The following is a 20,156-nucleotide window of genomic DNA, read 5'->3' as shown; positions in this document are numbered from 1 at the left end:
CTCTATGATTTCGGAAACTCGTTGAGGAGCTGCGCCCAGATGATCGCGAAGGCGATCAGGCCGCAAATGCCGACGGCAGTGGTGAAGCGCGGCAAACGGCCGATCGCAACCAGCACCCAGGCCGGCAGGAAGAACGCCCCGAAAACCATGCCCAGCGGAAACACCGCGAGCCATTGAAAGCCGCTGCCGTCCCCGGGCGGGACATTCGCGATGTAATGGAAGGTGTAGAGCCAGAACAGCGTGCCGGCCGCCGCGACGAGAGCAGCGATCTTGCGGAATTTGAGGGGCGTCGATGCAGTCATGACCTGGCTCATGTTCCTTGGTCGCTGCGGCGCCCCGCCAAGTTCATGACGTCTTGAACCGGACCTGGAACGGGAGCGACCACAGGTCTGGACATTCCCCGGACGAAGCCATGGCCGCCCCTCTCTTGAATACGATCTTCGAATTCGTCGACTTCGTCTTCGATCTCTCCGAGACGATCGATCGCACGAGGCAGCTGAGCAAGCCTGACATCGTCGAGGTGCCGCCGGATCCAAAGCCGCTGCCACCCGCCGCGCGGCGCGCGCTTGCCGAGGCCGAGGATCGTGAGCGCAAGCGAGAGCAGGCCGCTCAGGCCGCCAGCCGTACCGACCAGGCATCGTAGCCGTAGACCTCTCATGGCTCGAACGCGTCGTGGTCCCTCGTCTATGCGGGCCGGAAGCCCGCTCGCGCGAGCGACGCGCGTACCTCGTTCGAGCCGAGTGCGTCGAGAAACGCCTGCACTGCCGGCCGTTGCTTTCGCGCACTCACCAGCGCGAAGTCATAATGCTCTTCGGCGAGCGGAATGAAATCGAGGCCGGCCGCATGGGCGACCGGCGCGATGGTCATGCCCCAGTCGGCGCGGTGCTGCGCCACGGCCGCCGCTACCGCATTGTGCGAACGCGGCTGGTTCCAGTAGCCTTCCGGACGCGCGCCGCCGAGCAGCCGGTCGATCAGGATGCGCGTGCCGGCGCCCTGGTTGCGGTTGACCATGATGCAGGCGGGATCAGCGAGCGCCGCCGCAACGGCGTCCTTTGCACCAAGGCCTTGGAAACGTTTGTCGTCCTTTCGGAAGACGATGCCCTGCATCCGCCGCCAGCCTGGCACGAGCTCGAGACCTTCGACGAGATAGGGCGTGTTGTAGGTCTCGCTTCTGTCGTCGAACAGGTGGATCGGCGCGAGATCGCATTCGCCACGTTTGGCTGCTGCAAGCCCGCCGAGGCTGCCGACCGCGATCGAGCGCACGGTGAGACCAGCATGCGCGAGCTGTGCGGTGACGAGATCGAGGCCGGTGCAATGGCTGCCGACGATGACGAGATCCGGCACGCGCACATGCGGCGTGAACAGCGTCACCTCGGTCTCGGTGCCGGCCGGCATCTGGTCGGCAAGTGCGTCGATGCGCAGAAAGCCGTCCGCCTGAGCAAAGGACGTGATCGCACCAGACCCCTTGCCGGAGGGATAGGCGATGAGGCCCTCCCTGCCCTCAACCAGCGAGACCATGACGAATTCGGTACGGCCGAGCTCGGAAGCGATGCGTACCGGCACGGTCGCGTTCACCTTGGCATCGGAGCGCGGCGGCAGTCCGGCCATCCTGCGCAGCACCGGCACGATCATGTCGTGGAAGGTGAACATCGCCGAAGTCGGAAAACCCGGCAGGATCACGACAGGCTTGCCGTCGCACACCGCAAGACACAACGGCTTGCCGGGCTTGAGCGCGACGCCATGGGCGATGATGCCGGGTGCGCCGAGCCGGCTGATGATGCGATGAGAGAGGTCGCCCGCGCCTTTCGACGTGCCGCCCGAGAGCACCAGCATGTCGGCTTCCGCAAGCGCGTTGCGCATGGCGGCTTCGAGCCTGGCTTCGTCGTCCGGAACAGCGCCGAGGAAGACGGCCTCGCCACCGTTTTCGTCGACCGCGGCCGCGACGATGGCGCCATTGGTATCGTAGATCTCGGCGGGCCCGAGCACCTCGCCGGGCTGAACCAGCTCATCGCCGGTGGAGATCACGGCAACCCGCGGCCTGCGCGCGACACCCACCTCGGCGATGCCGCAAGCCGCCAGCATGCCGATCTCGCGCGAGCCGATGATGGTGCCGGCGCGCAGCAGCGCCTCGCCGCGCGCAATGTCGGACCCGGCATACGAGACGAATTGCCCCGGCGACACGGCGCGACGGACATCGATCGCATCCTGGCCGGCAGGCTGGGTGTGCTCGACCATGACCACGGCATCGGCGCCGCGCGGCAACGGACCCCCGGTGGCGATCGCCGTTGCGGTTCCGGCCGCCACCTGCAGCGTCGGCGCGGTCCCGCAATGAACGGTCTCGCCATTCAGCGCGAGGCGCACGGGCGCGCCCTCGCCGGCCGCCGCAAGGTCGGCGGAGCGCACGGCAAAGCCGTCGACATTGGAGCGGTCGAACGGCGGCACGTCGATCGTTGCCGTGATATCTTCGGCGAGGGCAGCGCCCAGCGCGGCTGCGAGCTTGCGCGTTTCAGTTCGAAGCGCGCGCGGGAACAAGGCCGCCTCGAAGCGCGCCAAGGCCTCTTCGCGCGACAGGATCTTGAGGAACTGCTCCTGCTCGAGCGCGCTGCGGTCCGGTGATTTCGGGATCATCGTCATGCCAGAACCCTTATCACGCCCGCATCAGATACGCATCGATCGGCGTACCTGCCGCAAATCCCTCGTCGCTGGCGGAAATGAGCAGCCATGCGTCCGCACGGGCGATGGCCTGAAGCGGCCATTCGCCCACGGCAAGCGGCATCCAGGCACGATGTTCCTCAGCCAGCAAAGCGATCTCCGTGATGCCGACGCTGGAGGCGATCTTTCGCGCAAGCGGCAGCGACACTTTTCGACGCGGCCGACGCGCCGACAAACGGTCCGCGAGCGGCAGCGCGAGTGCAAGCCAAGCTGCAAGCGCGGAATCGGGCGAGCCGGGCAAGGCGACGACGGGAACCCGTCCCAGCCGTCCGACCGCAGCGGTGCGTCCCGGCTGCAGCGCAAGGCCGTGCGCCATCACCTCGCCGCGCCGGGCGAGGGCGGCGATGGCGGCGTCCTGGCGGCCGACGCCGCTGCCGCCGATGGTCAGCAGGACATCGCAGGAGGACGCATCGAGCGCATCGGCAATCGACGCTGCATCGCGCGCACGCGCTGGACGCGTTTCCACATCCAGTCCCGCTGTGTGCGCGATCCCGGCAATCGTCTGCGCCGCGACCGTCCCACCCGGCACATTGACTATGCGCAGCCGCGGCCGCCTCACGGCGAGTTTGTCCCCGCCCGCCGCACGCGCCAGCAACAGGTCCGCCGCACGGATGGGATGGCCGGCGTCCCCCACGGCCCTACGCGCGGTGATGTCGCTGCCTGCGCGCCTGACACCCTGCCCCGGCGCGCCCTCTGCGAGCACCTGGGCAAGCGGCCCCGACGTCTCCACGGCGTCGGCATCGAGCACGCAGTCGCATCCCGCCGGCATCGCCTCGCCCGCCTCGACCCATGCAGGAGCCATTGCCAGCGGCACGGGCGAGTAAGCGGACGCCCCGACGAGATCGTTGGCAGATAGCGCCCAACCATCTACGGCCGCAACATCCCGGGAAGGATAGGCGGCAAGCAGCGGCGCACCCGCCGCGATGCAGCCGATTGCGTCCGCCAGCGGCACCTCCATCGGCGCGACGGGATCAACGCCCCGTAGCAGCGCGGCGAGCGCGGTGTCGAGCGGCGTGAGCGAAGGCGGCAGGCGCTGGGTCATGCGCCATGAGGACCATGCATCGTCCGGTTTGGCAACCGCCGGCGGTCCCGGCCTCAACCCTCAGCCGCCCGACCTGTCCGAATTGGGGAAGAACAATTGCTGCCCGTCCACCTTGTAGCCGGCAATCGCCGTCTGCCCCTCCGGCGATGTCAGCCAATCGACGAAGGTCTGCGCGAGGTCCTTCTTCACGTTCGGGAACTTCGCAGGGTTCACCAGCATCACACCATATTGGTTGAGCAGCCGCCGGTCGCCTTCGACGACGATGTCGAGATCGCCGCGATCGCTGAACGCGATCCAGCTGCCGCGATCCGCAAGCACATAGGCATTGGCCGCGCGCGCGGCCCCGAGCGATGCGGCCATGCCGGGCCCGGCCTCGCGATACCAGGCGCCCTTGGCGCTCGCGATGTCGATGCCGGCAACGATCCAAAGCGCGAGCTCCGCGGCATGAGTGCCCGACCGATCGCCACGCGTCACGAACGGCGCGCCTTTGGCTTCGATCGCCTTCAGCGCCGTCGCGATGTCCTTGCCCTTTACGCCCGCGGGATCGCTCTTCGGCCCGATCAGCACATAGTCGCTGTACATCACGTCGTATCGCTTCACGCCAAAGCCGTCGGCGACGAACTTCTCCTCCTGAGGCCGCGCGTGCATCAGCACGACGTCGACCTCACCCCGCCGCGCCCCATCGAGCACTTCGTCGGCGCGCCGCGCGATCACGGTGACGTCGATGCCGGTCTTGTCGCGGAAGATCGGCAGCAGATAGTCGAGCAGCCCGGATTCCTGCGTCGCCGTCGTCGAAGCGAGGACAATGCTGCGGTCCTCCGCGGCCGAAGCCGCAACGCCTGCGGCAAGGCCGCAGAGAAGCGCAAGTGCAACGGACAGGCGGCCCATGATCGGGTTCCCTCAGGTTTGACGCCGTCATGATGATGATCGATTGCGCCGCACTCGTGACGCGTTTTTGCGCTGCCGGCCGGGAAATTTCGGCAACTTCATCCCGGCGCACCGGGCGCGCGATCTCTTTAGGATCGTTCACCAAAGCAGAGATCGCGCGTGCGGATGTGTTGCAAAGCAGCGAGATGATCGGGCATGGTTTCCTGCGACAAATATCTGAAATGCAGAATTCCACCTGCGTCGGGCGTCAAAAAGAAGCAAGAATTTGCATAGGAATGCAGGATGGAATTCCTGACCACCAGCGAAGCCGCCGATTACCTTCGGCTCGGCGAACGCAAGCTTTACGAGCTCGTCACCACCGGTGCGATCCCCTGCAGCAAGGTGACGGGGAAATGGCTGTTCCCACGGCACGAGCTCGACCTCTGGGTCCTGTCGGGCCTTGCGCGTCCGGCCGGCATGTTGATCGCCGAGCCGCCGCCGGTCGTCGGCGGCAGCCACGACGAACTGCTCGATTGGAGCCTGCGCGAGTCCGGCTCGGGGCTCGGATCGATGAGCGAGGGCAGCGCGCGCGGGCTCGAGCGCTTGCAGCGCAATGAGGTGATGGCTGCGGCGGTGCACTTCCACGCGCTCGACGCCGGCGACAATTTCTCTAGCGATGCCAGCATCGAAGCGCTGCGGACCACGCCGGACCTGCATGATGCGGTGCTGATCGCGTTCGTGCGCCGCGAAGAGGGTCTCCTGCTGCCGCACGGCAATCCCAAGCACCTGCACAGCCTGACCGACGTGCTCGCAGCCGGGGCCCGGATGGCGATGCGGCAACAGGGCACGGGCGCTCAGATGCTGCTCGACGTGCTGCTCAAGCGCGCCGGCGCCTCGATGCGGGACTTGCGCCGGATCGAGACGCCGGCGCTGACCGGCCCGGATCTGGCCGAGCTGGTTCGCGCCGGCCAAGCCGATTGCGGCATCGCGACGCGCGCCGCGGCGCGCTCGGCCGGTCTCGATTTCGTGCCGCTGGTCTGGGAGAATTTCGACCTCGCGATGCGGCAGCGCAGCTATTTCCGCCCCGCCATGCAGGCCTTGCTCCGCTTCCTGAACGAGCGGCGGCTGCGCCAGCGCGCGGAGGAGCTGACCGGCTACGATCCCTCCCCCGCAGGACAGATCCGCTTCGCAGCCTGACATTGACGCCAGCCCCCCAATAGTTGCAAAAGAAACCAATTCGACCGGGCCATACCCGGACAAGCAACACCGGCCAATGAGCCGGATCAGGGAGGACGAGCGTGAACCCAATCAGACTTGGAGTGCCCGTCGCGGCCGCCTTGCTGGCGACCCTGCTGTCCGGCGCGGCGTCGGCGCAGGTTTCCGACGACGTCGTCAAGATCGGCGTGCTCACCGACATGAACGGCCCGGCCTCGGCGCCGACCGGCCAGGGCTCGGTGACCGCGGCGCAAATGGCGATCGACGATTTCGGCGGCAAGGTGCTCGGCAAGCCGATCAGCGTCGTGATCGGCGACCACCAACTCAAGGCCGACATCGGCGCTTCGCTGGCGCGGCGCTGGTTCGACGTCGAGCAGGTCGATCTGATCGTGGACGTGCCCGTCTCGGCGGTCGGGCTCGCGGTGCAGACCATCGCCAACGAGAAGAAGCGGCTGTTCATCACCCACTCCACCGGCACCGCGGACTTCCACGGCAAGTTCTGCTCGCCTTACGCGATCCAATGGGTGTTCGACACCCACGCGCTCGCGGTCGGCACCGCGGACGCCGTGGTCAAGCGCGGCGGCGACAGCTGGTTCTTCATCACCGACGATTACGCCTTCGGCCATTCGCTGGAGCGCGACGCTTCCGCCGTCGTCACCGCCAATGGCGGCAAGGTGCTGGGCTCGGTGCGGCCGCCGCTGGCAACACCCGATCTCTCCTCCTTCGTGCTGCAGGCGCAGGCCTCCAAGGCCAAGATCATCGGCATTGCCGCCGGTCCCCCCAACAACATGAACGAGATCAAGACCGGCGCCGAGTTCGGCGTGTTCAAGGGCGGCCAGCAGATGGCGGCGCTGCTCGCGCTGATCACCGACATCCACGGCATCGGCCTGCAGGCGGCGCAAGGCCTGCTGCTGACCACCTCGTTCTACTGGGACATGGACGACAAGACGCGCGAATGGTCGAAGCGCTATTTCGCCAAGATGAACCGGATGCCGTCGATGTGGCAGGCCGGCGTCTATTCCAGCGTGATGCACTATCTCAACGCCATCCAGGAGACCGGCAGCGACGATCCGCTGAAAGTGGCGGCCAAGATGCGCGAGAAGCCGATCGAGGATTTCTTCGCCCGCAACGGCAAGCTGCGCGAAGACAATCTGATGGTGCACGATCTCTGGCTGGTGCAGGTGAAGACGCCGGAGGAGAGCAAATATCCGTGGGACTATTACAAGATCCTCACGACTATTTCCGGCGACAAGGCGTTCGGCCCGCCGGACCCGGCCTGTCCGCTGGTGAAGAAGTGACGTAGCGAGACACGCGCAATTCGTCGTGCCCGGGCTTGACCCGGGCATCCACGTCTTTCCTCAATCGCGGTGACGCGTGGATGGCCGGGTCAAGCCCGGCCATGACGGCTGGGGGTGCAGGGGCGCCCTATTTCACCACCCCGATCTCGCGGAAGTACTTTGTCACGCCCGGATGAATCAGCTCCACCTTCGGCGCGGCCGCGACCGTGTTCGCGGCGGTGGTCTCGCAGGCCTGCGCGAGCTTCTTGCAGAACGTCGCCTCGACGCCGTGCAGCGTCTTGGCGAGGCGGTAGGCGACGTCGTCGGGCAGATCCTCGCGCGTGAGGATGAAGCTCCAGGAGCCGAGCGAGGCGATCGGCTCGGTCTGCTTCGGGTAGGAGCCGGCCGGCACGGTCAGCGGCTTCAGGAACGCATGCTTGGCGCGGATGCGGGCGATCTCGTCCGCGCTCGGCGCGATGAAGCGCGCGCCCGACGCGCTCGCGGCGACCGCGGCAAAGCCGGGCCAGCCGATGCCGGCGCCCCAGAGCGCTACGACGCGGCCGTCCTCGACCATCGCGGGGCCGTCGCCGGCGCGGTCGAGATAGATTGCCTTGAAGTCCTCGTCCTGCTTCAGGCCGAGACCATCGAGCACATAGCGCGCCAGGATCGGCAGGCCGGAGCCTCTGGCGCCGAACGCGACGGGCTGGCCGACGAGGTCGGGGATCGTCGTGTAGGGGCTGTCGGCGCGCACCACGAACATGCCGGGATTGGAATAGATCGCGGTGAGGATCTTGAGCCGCACAGGCGCACGGCCGATGCCGGCGAAGGCCTCATAGGCTGGCTCGCCTGCGACGAGCGCGAGATCGAGCTCGCCCTTCTCCAGGAGCGGGATGTTCTCGCTGCTGCCCTTGGTGTTGCGGGGCGCGATGGTGAGATGCGGATCGGCCGCATTCATCACCTCCGCGAAGCCGTTGCCATAGAGCGGGAAGCCGCCGCCGGGCGTCGCGGTTCCCAGGCTGATCGTCGAGCTGATCGTCGCGGTCGGAATGGCCGTGCCTCCGGTCTGGGCGTCGGCGGGGCTGGCGAGCAGCGCCGCACTGATGAGGATCGTGGCGAATCTCATGGTCGTCCCTGGCGGGCCTGCGTCAACACCGACTTGCGGCGATGTAGGCAGCCGCCGGTTTTTATGAAAGCATGCCGCGCAACGACAATAGAACAATGGGAGGTGTCATGTTGCGAATTTTGCGTCACGGTGTTTTCGGACTCGCAGTCCTGTTGGGTCTTTTCAGCGCTGCCCCTCCCGCCGCCGCAGCCTATCCCGATCGTCCCGTACACTGGCTGATCGGCTTTTCCCCCGGCGGCCCGGTCGACATCGTGGCGCGGATCATGGCGCAGTGGCTGTCGGAGCGGCTCGGCCAGCAATTCATCGTCGAGAACCGCACCGGCTCCGGCGGCAACATCGCCGCGGCCGCGGCGATCAACGCCCCGCCGGACGGCTACACGCTGCTGTTCGTCGCGCCCAACAACGCAATCTCGACCTCGCTCTACAAGAAGCTGCCGTTCGACTTTTTGCGCGACACCACCCCGGTTGCGAGCATCATGCAGCTCACCAACATGCTGGTCGTCTCCAACGCGTTCCCGCCGAAGTCGGTCAAGGAGTTCATCGACTACTGCAACGCCAATCCCGGCAAGATCTCTTATGCCTCCTCCGGCAACGGCACCTCGGTGCACATGTCGGCGGAGCTTTTCAAGGTGATGACGAAGTGCGACATGGTGCACGTGCCCTATCGCGGCTCGGCCATCGCCTTCCCCGACATCATCTCCAACAAGGTGCAGCTGATCTTCGACAACCTGCCCTCGGCGATGGAGCAGGTGAAGGGCGGCAACGTCCGCGCGCTCGGGGTGACCTCGCCGCAGCGCTGGCCGAGCGTGCCCGACGTGCCCGCGATCGCCGAGACCGTGCCCGGCTTCGAATCGGTCGGCTTCTACGGCATCTCCGCGCCGAAGGGCACTCCGCCCGAGGTGATCGAGATCCTCAACAAGGCCGTCGGCGAAGCGCTGAAGGACCCGAAGCTGGTGGCAAAGCTCGCCGAGACCGGCGGCATCCCCAAGCCGATGACGCCGGCCGAGTTCGGCAAGCTGGTCGCGGACGAGACCGCGAAGTGGCGCAAGGTGGTCGAGTTCGCCGGGGTCTCGGTGGACTAGGCAGCGGCCGTGCCGCCGAGCGCAGCCGCACGATGCTCGAGGGGGCCAACAGGCCCTCTCAAACAAAGTTGCGAAAACAACCCCATGCACAGTAGACGAGGCCAGTGATTTCAATGGGTTACCCCCCACGTCGAAAAAACCTGCGAAAACGCGGTTTGCTTCGTCGGGCAAAACAGGGTTATACAGGCATCATCGCCAATTTCGGTTGTTCGAAATTTATCAATGATGCCGTGCCGGCGTTCCCATCCACCAGCGCCAGCATTGCACCCCCGCCTCAGGCCCTGTAAACGAACCGCGCACCGTTGCCGGCCGCGCCTCGCGGCCGCCTCGCGGCGGGGCCTGTAGCTCAATGGTTAGAGCCGGCCGCTCATAACGGTCTGGTTGCAGGTTCGAGTCCTGCCGGGCCCACCAATAAAATCAGCAACTTATCAGGCCCCGTTTCGTCTGATCGGAATCACCGCACCAGAAACCGCACCAGATACGACCGCTTTTCGTTCGCCCGCGGGCTCGCGCTTGGCGATTTTCTCGACGGCGTCGGACAAATAGTCGGGATGGTGATGGCCATACGTGTTGAGCAGAACCTCAAGCGACATTCCGAGATAGCCTGCCGCCTGCCAAGGATCTGCCCCTCTCTGCATCAGCCAAGTAGCCGCGGTGTGTCGCAGAGTGTGAGGCGAGATGCCCGGACCAAGCCCTGCAAGCCTCACAGCACTCTTGAACGCCGTTTTGACCGAGGTAATCGGCCTTCCGTTGTACTCGACGAAATGCTTCGCCTCTGGATTAATCCGATGCCAGCGCCGCAGATGAGCTAGCAAGCGAAAGGGGATGGGCACCGTCGGTTGCCGCTTGTTGGTTTTGGCGCTGCCCTGTTTCAGACGGTAGTAGCGACCGCGCTCCAGGTCTACATAGGAGCGACCGATCGCCGGAATTGGAGACGAGGCTGCGATAGCTCCCGCACGGGTTCCGCTGTAGATGCCCAGCAAAATGAACCGCGCAAGATGGCGAAGGGGACGCTTGCTTGTGGGGACCTTCACGTCCTCCATCGGTCGGCGAGAGCCTTTTTGCATTTCGCGATAGCGCCAGCAGGTCCAAACCAATTTGGCCGCATCGCTGCGCGTCAGCCACTTGTCTCGGGGTTGCCCCTTCTCAGGCAGCGACACCTTCACGATTTCCCGATGATATCCTTCACCTGCATGGTGACCAATGGCAGCGCGGAGGTCTTCAAGGTCTCTGCGCGCGCCTCCCCTTTTGCCGCGCTTCTTGGCGTACGAGCGACATGCCTCCCCATTTACCTCGCCCAGCATTTTTGCTCCCCACCACTCGTTCAACCGTTCGATCCGCTTCTTGAACTTGCGGATATCGGGAATCGTATCTTCGCTCTCGCTATCGACCTTGAAACGACCGCGAAGCTTGTCCAGCTGCGCGTCCAAATAAATCGAGAGGACATCCGCAATAGCGATATCGTCTATGTGGCGAATTCGTCGCTTCGGGGTGTGTTTAGAGCTTATGTAGTCTCTTAGCTTTTCCTCCGCGGCCGCAATCTCATCTGCAGCGCAGCCTGTGCTGACATCCCGGCCGTTGTCTCTGATGATCCAGGTTGGCTGGTGAGTGATCTTTCCGCTCTTGTTTCGGCGGGCAGCCTTGAGCTGAAGTCGGGCGCCCTTGCTTCTTCGCGGCATAGCTCTCTCATCCGTTCTATATGAGCCAGCGTTGTAAATCTTTGCCGGCAATCTTCTGAATAATCAATTGACTCCGATCGCGCTCGCGACGCAAACCCGCGACCGTCATTCCCCTAAAGGAAATGCGATCTTCACGGCATCAGCAAGGCGAACAGAAGTACCAGGTGTAATTTCAGGTTGCGCTCGATCCTTTCGGACCTGTAACCGTGTGCGGTGTGGCGAGCCTTGCAAACGACTGCCTCGAAATGAAGCCATCACTTCGCTCATCGAACGATCGGGCATGCTAATCGTGCAATCGCGCAAGTACCTGGACGGGATCAGCGAGAGTCGCGTTGGATGGTAAGCGCTCCAAGCATCGATTACCTGCTCCGGTGGGAATGGGTCTTTCCCATTCGGCCACTCATGGTAGGAGGCTGCAGGCTGCTCGAAAGGCCAGGTTCCTGCACTCGAATTCAGCGCGTTAAAACATGGGAGGCTCTGCCGAAAAGAAGAGTCGTTTGCCTGACGACATCATCGGCATTTGGTTGAGCAGACGGCCCGCCTCTATCGCGATGACGCGACGGAATGTCTGGTTTCGGGCTTCTCACCGCTAAGAAACCAATGCCATGGTTTGTCGTCCAGGCGCGCCCTCAATCTCAGTCTCAATGTAGTGAGGCGTGAGTCGAAATGGTTGCCTTACTTGGTCGCGCCCTCGATGATCCACGCTTGGACCCGAGCTGGCGCGACCGAATAATACCAACACTCGCACCTGCAACGCGCGGTGTGAGGCGTCTATCTCGTAAGCGCCATCCAGAATAGACGAGGCTGATCAGAGGAGCCGCCGGTGATCTGCTAGCAGAGCTGGAAGAAAGCAGGCATTGGCACCAGCTTTTTCAAACCCTATCCGAGCAGTGATCGAGACATGCACTTCCCATCTATTGCGGATTACAGAGAAGGATTGATACAGCCATAGTATAAGACCGCCAATGCGCTAACTATACGGCGCACCGAAGACATACTTTTCCCGGATCGCGCCCTCCGCCGCTGGGCGTTGTAGATGCTCCTTGAACGAGCTCCTTAGCACGCGAGCTGCGAAGAGAGGTGGTCGCCCAACTGCGTCGATACCGGCGGCGATGCGGGACTATTTTCTTCAATTGATGTAATTATTGCTGCAAGCGTCGCATAGATGTTTGATTTGCTCCGGTGTAACTTTCGGGAGCGAGAATGATGGCCAACGCGCTCGAGATCTATAAGGCTCATCCGGTACGATCGCAGCTCGGCATGAGAGCGGCACAATATGTCCGCATGTCGACACAACGGCAGCAATACTCGATTCAGAATCAGGCTGCTGTGATTGCAGCATACGCGCACGCCCATAGCCTGACCATTGTACGAACCTATCGCGATGAGGGAGAGAGCGGCCTGCTCATCAAGAACAGGGCCGGTCTTATACAGCTCATCAAGGATGTCCAAACAGGAGCAGCCGATTTCGGTCATATTCTGGTCTATGACGTAAGCCGGTGGGGCCGCTTTCAGGACGTCGATGAGAGCGCGTATTACGAATTCGTGTGCAAACAGGCAGGCATCAACATCGTGTATTGTGCTGAGCAGTTTGATAATGACGGCAGCGTGCTCTCCAGCATCATCAAAAACATCAAGCGCGTAATGGCGGCCGAGTACAGTCGTGAGCTTTCGGCGAAGGTTCACGCTGCGCAGTGCCGGTTCGCCCGACTTGGCTTCAAGCTTGGAGGTCGCCCTGGTTATGCTCTCTTGCGAGAACTTGTCGATCAGAGTCAGCGGTCGCGAGGCGTGCTGAAGAACGGTGACCAAAAATACCTCATGACTGATCACGTCCGAGTGCGCCCCGGCATTCCCGAGGAAGTAGCCGTGGTCAAGTGGATCTTCGAGCGCTTTCTGCAGATAAAGTCGGAAGCGATTATCGCCCGGGAGCTAAACCGGAGGGCCATACTCACGAGCACGGGAGTTCGGTGGACGCGCGCAGCGGTTAACATGGTGCTTAGAAACGAGAACTACATTGGAAACCTGACCTTCAACCGCCGATCACGCAAGCTGCGGCGGACCTGCACCTGCAATCCTCCCGAGCTTTGGATCACCAGCGAGAGATGTATCGAGCCGATCATCGAACGCGAAGTCTTCCTGAAAGTAAACAAGATCATTGAGGAACGGCGTGTCGATATCACTGAAGAGGAGATGCTTGCCCGTCTACGCAAAACGCTGCTCAAGGAAGGGCGCCTGAGCTCTGCTATCATAGCCAGCACGGTCGGCCTTCCCTGCGCTTCCACCTATCAAACTCACTTCGGCAGCATGATGAACGTGTATCGCTTAATCGGCTACACTCCCAAGCGAAACTATGCATTTCTCGAGTCGCGCCCGCGCTGGGCAGAGCAAGAGGCCAAGCTCGGCTCTCACATCGCCATGGCCATCAGGAAAGCTGGTGGTCGCATCATCTCTAGCAACCGGACCGATTACTTGCGCGTGCGTGGATCGGTCAACATCTCAATTCGATCAGCCCTCTGCTGCGGAAGGCAAAATCGAGCGCCGTATTGGTCGATCAAGCGCAGGGCACGCCTGCCTCAGGGCTGGATCGCCGCCATCAGGCTGTCTGAGCATAACGAGTCAGTGCTCGATTACGTGCTGCTGTCGGCCGACGGGAAAGCGAAACGAACCATAAACTTTTCTGAGAGGGCTCGCGTTCGCCGTGGAATCGCTCGCTTCGATACCCCTGACGCTTTGGCTCGAGCGATCGCCAAGCTAGTAACACTTAAAGACCGTTGTGCGCCAGCACCACAGGACAAGCGATCGAGACCAAAGCAGCTCAACACCAAGAACGCCCGCACGCGGCGCTGATCAGACGCAGGCACAAAACTCCGCAAAGCAGTGCTTCTTAATATTTAGAAGCTTGTCCAGATTTCGAGCGCCTTCGCTCTTGCCGCGTGCCGCATCATGTTCCACTCCAAGTCCGTGATCATGCCCTGACCGATTTCCACGCCAGGCTGGCTGAACATACGACAGCCGATCCGACGCTCTTTGTTCAGCCGCATTTTCGGGTTTGCTCGCAATCCGGCGCCATTCACAGCAGTGGAGCACAGGGTGACCGAGCCGCGTGGCATCTCTAAAAAAACAAGCTGCGGCTTACGCTGGCTGCGAGTCGCTTTCGGCGTTCACCGAATGGGTTCGACGCGGAATCATGCCTAGACCGATTCCCGGAACCACGCAAATGGGATAGAAAAGCTATTGACGCGGCCCTTGACCGGCTATCTGGTTTACAGCCTAAGATTGAAGCTCAACTAACACCATACGACGCATGGAAGGCTTCCCAGAATGCGAGTGCGGCTGAAAGGGATCAACTGGTCCATAAAAAGCTCGCTGACGGTACATCGAAGACCTACTGGTACGCTTGGAAAGGAGGCCCGCGCATTGACGCGGAACCCGGCACACCGGAGTTTATGCGGCTCTACAACGAAGCAGTGTCGTCGTACACAACGAAGACTGCCGAGACGTTCAGCTCGCTCATCGACTACTTCAAGGACTGTAGCGAGTACAAAGATCTCGGCGACAAGAGTAAGCGCGCTTACGACGGATATCTCAAGCTCATCGAGGCCAAGTTTGGATCGATGCCAATCGGCGCTCTCGAAGAGGGGTGACTTCAAAGAGTTTCGTGATTCATTCTCCGATACGCCGCGCAAGGCGGACTACGTTTGGACAACGATCGCGCGTGTTCTGTCGGTTGCGAAGGATCGCGGCAAGATCGCAGTGAACGTTTGCGCGCGGCTTTACGACTCTGATCGATCGGAGATCGTGTGGAGCGCCGAGGACATCCGGGCCTTCTGCAGCGTTGCGTCCGTTGAGCTGCAGGCGGCTCTACTGCTTGCACTGTGGACGGGCCAGCGCCAAGGGGACCTGCTGCGCCTAACTTGGAAGGACTACGATGGCACGTACATCCGGATGCGTCAGTCTAAGGGACGCGGCAGCAAGGGCAGGCGCCGTGTAACCATACCGGTGGGGCCGACGCTAAAGGCGGCGCTTGATGCTGCGCTCAAGGAAAAGCGCTCTGCAGTGACCATTTTGGTCAATTCGTTCGGACGGCCGTGGACGGAGGACGGCTTCAGGACGAGCTGGGACAAGACCTTTAAGAAAACGTCCTTGAAGGACCTGCACTTTCATGATTTGCGCGGCACTGCTGTTACGCGCCTCGCGCTATCCAACTGCTCGGTGCCGGAGATCGCCTCGATCACCGGCCACTCGATGAAGACCGTGCAGGAGATTCTGGACGCGCACTACCTGGGTGGCCGGCTCGAACTCGCGGAGTCAGCGATCAAAAAGCTGAGCGAAGTGTACGGGTAGGAACCACGGATTGGGATCTCGGTCGCCAAGGCTTCTGCGTGAGAGAGTGCTCCACGCCGCCGCGGAAACGAGCTAGCCGCTGCGGTAACGCGCAGCCATCCCGCCATCGGCGTACGGACAATGAACAGATTTCTCAAACCGGACGTCAAACCGAATGGTCCGTTCTGACGTGCACTGCTGTAAGTGCTTGATTTGCTTGGTGGGCGCACCAGGGCTCGAACCTGGGACCCGCTGATTAAGAGTCTCGAATTGTCCGTTTTGCACTCGGGAACCGCCAATTGCCGCATGTAATGAGAGGCGCGCTTCTCGAAGAGCAGATTTCGCATACACCTTGGACGGGTGGCCGATCCGAAGGGCCTCGCGCACTCACAAGTACCGCGTTCAAGATATGCCGAAGCGTAAGATCGATAGACTCGCTCGCGCCAAAGCCCGGCCCGATCCTGCACAGTGGGGGGAGGACGAAGTGATGACGCTGATCGAGGCCGTTACCGTATTTTTTCCGCACGGTCCATTGACCTTATCATCGTTGCGCAGGGCCGCAGCGACTGGGACTCTTGAAATTGCCAAAGTGGCAGGCAAAGATTTGACCACACCTCGCGCCATCCGCAAACTGGTCAAGCCGTCATGCCGGGCCGCAAAGCCAAGCCACCACGACTCTGGTTCCGAGACGACGATGAGACCTGGATCATCCTCGACCGCGGCCGGCAGATCCGCACAGGCTTCGGCCGCGACGACATTGATGGCGCTGCGAAGGCACTCGAAACCTACATCGGCGGGCGACATACAAGTACAATCGGCGCCACTGACCCGGGCGCCCTCGCCATAGCTGATGTTCTCACTGCTTACGAGATTGCAAAGCGCCCCAAGGATAAGAGCGACCAACGCGCGTGGGCACAACACGATCTGCTGCTCATTCGCTTGCTCGACCTCAACACCTTCTTTGGCGACAAGACGGTCAGCGAGCTCAAAGCCCAACTCTGTCGTGATTTCGTAGACTGGTCTACTGGCACGCCGAACGAGAACAACAGAAAGGCAGGCATCAAGCCCCGCAACAGCTCGGTCTCAGATCAGACCGCGCGACGCCGACTTGAGGATTTGCGGGCTGCGGTCAACGTCTATCACGCAGAACACACACTTAGCGTGGTCCCAAAGATCACCCTGCCTCCAAAGGCGGAGGGGCGTCACCGGTGGCTAACACGCAATGAAGCCGCTCGCTTACTCGCAGCAGCGATTGGTTACGTGTGGGACAATGAGCGAGAGACCTGGAAGCGTGGTGAAGATGGCAAGCTTTTGAGACGTGAGCGGTGGATCATCCGCCGTCGCTATCCGGCGGCGCGTTTCATGTTGGTCGGCATTTACAGCGCGCGCCGCGAAGAGACGATCCGCCGCACACAGTGGCTATCGACAACGACTCATCCTTGGATGAATCTGGACGCGATGGTGTACCAAGGCAAGGGAGCCTTGGAGCGGTCGACCAAGAAGCGACGCCCGCCCGCGAAGATCGCCAGCCGGCTGCGCCCTCACCTAGTCCGCTGGCGTAAGATCGACGAGAAGCGTTCCTCCGAACTCAGAGCAGCGGGCGTCATGAGGAACGGCGAGCAGATACGATTCATCGTCAACCGCATCCACGATGGCCAGCCGCTTGCCGGCAAGATCAGGTCGGCTTGGGAAGCAATTCTGGAGGATGCGGGACTGGGCGATGATGTGGTTCGCCACTCCTTGCGCCACACCGCCGCGACTTGGCTCATGCAAGCTGGCGTCGATATGTGGGAAGCCGCTGGCTGGCTTGGGATGACCGTGGAGCAGCTGGAAGCCAACTATGGCCATCACCATCCAGATTTCCAGGAAGAGGCGGCCGAAGCGTTTGGGGGACGACGCTAATTCCCCTTGCGGTTAGCAACGTCTGTCAGAAAATAGAGCGACCAAAATACAGTCACCGACAAGAACGATAAAAGCATAGACAGGATCAAGCTACCGATTGCCCAGACCGCTGTTCGAGCCAACGGAGCACTTGCTGTCCAGCTGATAACCGCGTCCCTCATCAAGCCAGCGCCCACGACAGCGAATAGCGTCACAAGGCCCAAGAAGCTCAGATAACCTAGCAGAAAGCAAAGGAATTGGCGCATAGTCAGGGCGTCATTGTCCAGCCAAAGCTCAGCTCCCATTGGCCTTCGATCAATGTTGTTACCTGGCGCGCCCATCGATACTGCCGCCAGCGCCCCCACCATAAACGGTACAGCCATGATCAATAGGTCTCTGGCAAACCGCAATAACCCAGCATCGCCGAACAGTGGGGCGCGTGGTTGGACGCCTACGTAAACGATCCATGCCACCAGTGCGACGGATAATGGAACGATCACGTCATACCGGCGCTTCTCTGGATGACGGATAGAAAGGTAGCGGATAGGAGCAAGCAGGCGCAGTCGCGAATGCGTCCCGCCCTGTTCCACGTCCAGATACTCTATCCGTGACCTTTCCATAGCGAGTCTTTGTCCAGCAAGGCTTCCATCTGCTTCACGACATCGCGGTTGACTGTCGTGTACCACTCTCTGGCTGCCTGGAGAGATATTACATCTTTTGTGCAGATCATCAGATCCGAAGCGCCGGCAAGTGCATCCGGCAACGACCCGGTGATCATCGCACCGTTTACGTGCCGGAATGACACCTTAATCTTGTACCCGCGCTGTGTGTAGTAGGTTCGCAGGGCGTTCATCCATTCGAAACGTGCTTTAGGGTCGTTTGGTCCCTGCTTGGCGGACACCTTCAATTGAACTTGGGCGTCAAATTCCTCATTGATCACATGGGTTTTACCGGCAATCGATTGTTTTTCTTTGCTCTTGGTAAAGATTAGATAGGAAATTTCAGCACCTGGACCAGTGGCAAACCCGACGTTCCGTCCAACATCGGCGTGGAGTTCCAGGCGGGGATTGAATCGGTAGGGCTTGAGCACATTTCCTCGTTTCGGATCTGGCACCGGTACGTCAAATGAGAGTTCGTCCTGCGTTGCCCATCGGCGAAGCTGCCGACACAGGAAATCCTCAATCATTTTCGGTTTATTGAGTGTGCAACTTCGATCACACATCGGTAGTCGCCGCTATCAACGGCCACGACCGGGGTGCGAACGACCACATGGGCTGACACGCACCCGCGTTCATTTTCGTGGCCGGAGATATCCCGTCCGTTCAAGTTTGCCGTGTCGACGACGGAGAATGTTGTCTTTTGCTGATCAACGTATTCCAGCAGAAGCTGATAGTATCGAAAACCGTCGCGTGTATGAGACTTGAGATCTCGGAGCCAGATGAAGTTCAATCCGGCGCACCGGATTTTCCGCTCATCGTCCGTCTCTTCGGACTCTCTCTCGGTCTCTGACTTTCCGAAAAACTCAATAGCCCACGCTGCTTTTCGTCGCTCCTCGAGAGCGTCGAACATGCTCTTGCCGGAGACGATCGGAACTTTGGCGTGGCTCGGAGCCTTTGAAATCGACCGAGCAACCAATCGATTTAAAAGAACAATCCTCTGAAATGGACTCGACACTCAGCCCTCCCTGCGGAAGCTGATATGTCACAACCCACGCTTGAGGAAGAGGTCGTGAGCGCGTTATCCCCGGAGGCAAGAGGCTTTTCATTGCGCATTTCATTGCGGAACGACGCCCCGGAAACTATAAGTAGTTGAAATCTTGGTCGGAGTGGCAGGATTCGAACCTGCGACCCCTGCGTCCCGAACGCAGTGCTCTACCGGGCTGAGCCACACTCCGACAAGAAGGCGGCTTATAGCGTCGGGCTTGACGCACTGCAAGCGGCCGAGATGAGGAATTTTATCCCTGTGAAGACGGGTGTCGAAACGCTGATATTGCCGGCCGGCGAAGCCGGCGCGGAAGCCGCCGCCCGGCGACTTGCGGCCGGCGGGCTGGTCGCGTTTCCGACCGAGACGGTCTACGGGCTCGGGGCGGATGCTGCCAATGCGGTCGCGATCGCCCATCTCTACGCCGCCAAGGGCCGGCCGGCGTTCAATCCGCTGATCGCGCATGTCGCGGACCTCAAGGCCGCGCGGCGGATCGGGCGGTTCGATGCGCGGGCGCTGGCGCTTGCGGAGGCGTTCTGGCCGGGGCCGCTGACGCTCGTGGTGCCGAAGGCCGAGGACTGCACGGTGGCGGATCTCGCCACCGCTGGCCTCGACACGGTGGCGATCCGCATCCCCGCCCATCCCGTCGCGCAGGCGATCCTGCGCGCCTTCGGCGGCGCCGTGGTGGCGCCCTCGGCCAACATCTCCGGCCACGTCTCGCCGACGCTGGCCGCGCATGTCGAGAGCGACCTTGCCGGGCGGATCGACCTGATCATCGACGGCGGGCCTGTTACGGTCGGCGTTGAATCCACGATTGTCGGCTGCTTCGACGCGCCGATGCTGCTTCGTCCCGGTGGGCTCTCGCGCGAGCGGATCGAGGCGGTGCTGGGCGCGAAGCTGGCGCGGCCGCCGGCGGAGGCTGGCAGCGACGACAGCCAGCCGCTGGCCCCGGGCATGCTGGCCTCGCATTACGCGCCGCGCGCCCTTGTGCGGCTCAACGCACGCGAGGTCGCGCCGGGCGATGCGCTGCTGGCGTTCGGCCCGGAGCGCCTGCCCGGTCTTGACGCCGCCTCGGCCGTCATGAATTTGTCGCCCACCGCCGATCTCGATGAAGCCGCCGCCAATCTGTTCGGCTATCTTCGCAGCCTCGATGCAAAAGCGCCGCGGGCGATTGCGGTGATGCCGATTCCCGAAGATGGTCTGGGCGAGGCGATCAACGACCGGCTGCGCCGCGCCGCGGTGGCGCGTTGAAGC

General features: G+C 62.1%; 18 protein-coding genes and 2 tRNA genes. 10 read left to right on the top strand and 10 right to left on the bottom strand.

Translation table 11 applies throughout. From position 1 onward, the window contains the following. Positions 1 to 2: 2 nt before the first annotated feature. The gene (locus ACTEK7_RS21955; RefSeq protein WP_225146962.1) at positions 3 to 302 is read right to left on the bottom strand and encodes a hypothetical protein; all 300 of its coding nucleotides are present in this window, start codon (positions 300 to 302) and stop codon (positions 3 to 5) included. 110 nt (positions 303 to 412) lie between these two features. Between ACTEK7_RS21955 and ACTEK7_RS21950 the strand changes: the two genes are divergently transcribed. Further along, positions 413 to 643 (top strand): hypothetical protein, encoded by a 231-nt coding sequence (locus tag ACTEK7_RS21950; RefSeq protein WP_036011421.1) that lies wholly within the window; start codon positions 413 to 415, stop codon positions 641 to 643. 41 nt (positions 644 to 684) lie between these two features. On the opposite strand, the gene ACTEK7_RS21945 is transcribed toward ACTEK7_RS21950, so the two are convergent. From ACTEK7_RS21945 to ACTEK7_RS21935, 3 genes are read right to left on the bottom strand one after another with little or no spacing between them, the layout of a single operon-like run. Further along, positions 685 to 2,634 (bottom strand): molybdopterin biosynthesis protein, encoded by a 1,950-nt coding sequence (locus tag ACTEK7_RS21945; protein ID WP_225146961.1) that lies wholly within the window; start codon positions 2,632 to 2,634, stop codon positions 685 to 687. A gap of 13 nt (positions 2,635 to 2,647) precedes the next feature. Next, positions 2,648 to 3,754, bottom strand: coding sequence for a molybdopterin-binding protein (locus ACTEK7_RS21940; RefSeq protein WP_036026618.1), 1,107 nt, complete (start codon positions 3,752 to 3,754; stop codon positions 2,648 to 2,650). Between the two features lie 60 nt (positions 3,755 to 3,814). Beyond that, a complete protein-coding gene (locus ACTEK7_RS21935; RefSeq protein ID WP_036026620.1) occupies positions 3,815 to 4,642 on the bottom strand; it encodes an ABC transporter substrate-binding protein in 828 nt (275 codons plus the stop codon). Between the two features lie 282 nt (positions 4,643 to 4,924). Here ACTEK7_RS21935 and ACTEK7_RS21930 point away from each other — a divergent pair, with 282 nt between their 5' ends. Continuing rightward, entirely contained in the window at positions 4,925 to 5,818 is an 894-nt protein-coding gene (locus tag ACTEK7_RS21930) for a helix-turn-helix transcriptional regulator (protein ID WP_036011436.1), read from the top strand. Positions 5,819 to 5,919: 101 nt separating this feature from the next. Further along, complete coding sequence (locus ACTEK7_RS21925; RefSeq protein WP_225146960.1) at positions 5,920 to 7,134, top strand: ABC transporter substrate-binding protein; 1,215 nt, start codon at positions 5,920 to 5,922, stop codon at positions 7,132 to 7,134. A 127-nt stretch (positions 7,135 to 7,261) separates the two neighbouring features. Here ACTEK7_RS21925 and ACTEK7_RS21920 read toward each other — a convergent pair whose 3' ends face one another. After that, positions 7,262 to 8,236, bottom strand: coding sequence for a TAXI family TRAP transporter solute-binding subunit (locus ACTEK7_RS21920; RefSeq protein WP_225142385.1), 975 nt, complete (start codon positions 8,234 to 8,236; stop codon positions 7,262 to 7,264). 107 nt (positions 8,237 to 8,343) lie between these two features. On the opposite strand from ACTEK7_RS21920, the gene ACTEK7_RS21915 reads away from it, so the two are divergent. Both ACTEK7_RS21915 and ACTEK7_RS21910 read left to right on the top strand, forming a co-directional pair. After that, positions 8,344 to 9,318 carry a Bug family tripartite tricarboxylate transporter substrate binding protein gene (locus ACTEK7_RS21915; RefSeq protein ID WP_225142383.1) on the top strand — a complete coding sequence of 325 codons (975 nt, stop codon included), beginning with the start codon at positions 8,344 to 8,346 and terminating at the stop codon, positions 9,316 to 9,318. A 335-nt stretch (positions 9,319 to 9,653) separates the two neighbouring features. Then, positions 9,654 to 9,729 (top strand) — tRNA-Ile (locus tag ACTEK7_RS21910). A gap of 17 nt (positions 9,730 to 9,746) precedes the next feature. On the opposite strand, the gene ACTEK7_RS21905 is transcribed toward ACTEK7_RS21910, so the two are convergent. Then, entirely contained in the window at positions 9,747 to 10,997 is a 1,251-nt protein-coding gene (locus tag ACTEK7_RS21905; protein WP_225128271.1) for a tyrosine-type recombinase/integrase, read from the bottom strand. Positions 10,998 to 12,200: 1,203 nt separating this feature from the next. On the opposite strand from ACTEK7_RS21905, the gene ACTEK7_RS21900 reads away from it, so the two are divergent. From ACTEK7_RS21900 to ACTEK7_RS21885, 4 genes are all read left to right on the top strand, one after another. Next, positions 12,201 to 13,844, top strand: a complete 1,644-nt coding sequence (locus tag ACTEK7_RS21900; protein WP_225128272.1) for a recombinase family protein — start codon at positions 12,201 to 12,203, stop codon at positions 13,842 to 13,844. 599 nt (positions 13,845 to 14,443) lie between these two features. Then, positions 14,444 to 14,641, top strand: coding sequence for a hypothetical protein (locus ACTEK7_RS21895; protein WP_225128273.1), 198 nt, complete (start codon positions 14,444 to 14,446; stop codon positions 14,639 to 14,641). Next, entirely contained in the window at positions 14,604 to 15,341 is a 738-nt protein-coding gene (locus ACTEK7_RS21890; RefSeq protein ID WP_225128274.1) for a tyrosine-type recombinase/integrase, read from the top strand. The genes ACTEK7_RS21895 and ACTEK7_RS21890 overlap by 38 nt, the downstream gene beginning before the upstream one ends. A gap of 624 nt (positions 15,342 to 15,965) precedes the next feature. Next, positions 15,966 to 17,222, top strand: coding sequence for a tyrosine-type recombinase/integrase (locus ACTEK7_RS21885; RefSeq protein ID WP_225128275.1), 1,257 nt, complete (start codon positions 15,966 to 15,968; stop codon positions 17,220 to 17,222). Here the strand turns inward: ACTEK7_RS21885 and ACTEK7_RS21880 are convergent. The 4 genes from ACTEK7_RS21880 to ACTEK7_RS21865 form a co-directional block, all read right to left on the bottom strand. After that, complete coding sequence (locus ACTEK7_RS21880) at positions 17,219 to 17,791, bottom strand: hypothetical protein (protein ID WP_225128276.1); 573 nt, start codon at positions 17,789 to 17,791, stop codon at positions 17,219 to 17,221. The two genes, ACTEK7_RS21885 and ACTEK7_RS21880, sit on opposite strands and share 4 nt — an antisense overlap. 11 nt (positions 17,792 to 17,802) lie before the next feature. Further along, a complete protein-coding gene (locus tag ACTEK7_RS21875) occupies positions 17,803 to 18,387 on the bottom strand; it encodes a hypothetical protein (protein ID WP_225128277.1) in 585 nt (194 codons plus the stop codon). Then, positions 18,384 to 18,875 (bottom strand): hypothetical protein, encoded by a 492-nt coding sequence (locus ACTEK7_RS21870; protein WP_225128279.1) that lies wholly within the window; start codon positions 18,873 to 18,875, stop codon positions 18,384 to 18,386. The genes ACTEK7_RS21875 and ACTEK7_RS21870 overlap by 4 nt, the downstream gene beginning before the upstream one ends. A gap of 143 nt (positions 18,876 to 19,018) precedes the next feature. Further along, positions 19,019 to 19,095: transfer RNA gene (locus ACTEK7_RS21865), tRNA-Pro, on the bottom strand. A 50-nt stretch (positions 19,096 to 19,145) separates the two neighbouring features. Between ACTEK7_RS21865 and ACTEK7_RS21860 the strand changes: the two genes are divergently transcribed. After that, the gene (locus ACTEK7_RS21860) at positions 19,146 to 20,153 is read left to right on the top strand and encodes an L-threonylcarbamoyladenylate synthase (protein WP_225146959.1); all 1,008 of its coding nucleotides are present in this window, start codon (positions 19,146 to 19,148) and stop codon (positions 20,151 to 20,153) included. Positions 20,154 to 20,156: the final 3 nt, after the last annotated feature.

Source organism: Bradyrhizobium sp. JHI2711 (assembly GCF_056156565.1).
The sequence above is the reverse complement of the archived record's forward strand: the minus strand, read 5'-3'. Positions and strand labels throughout refer to the sequence as shown.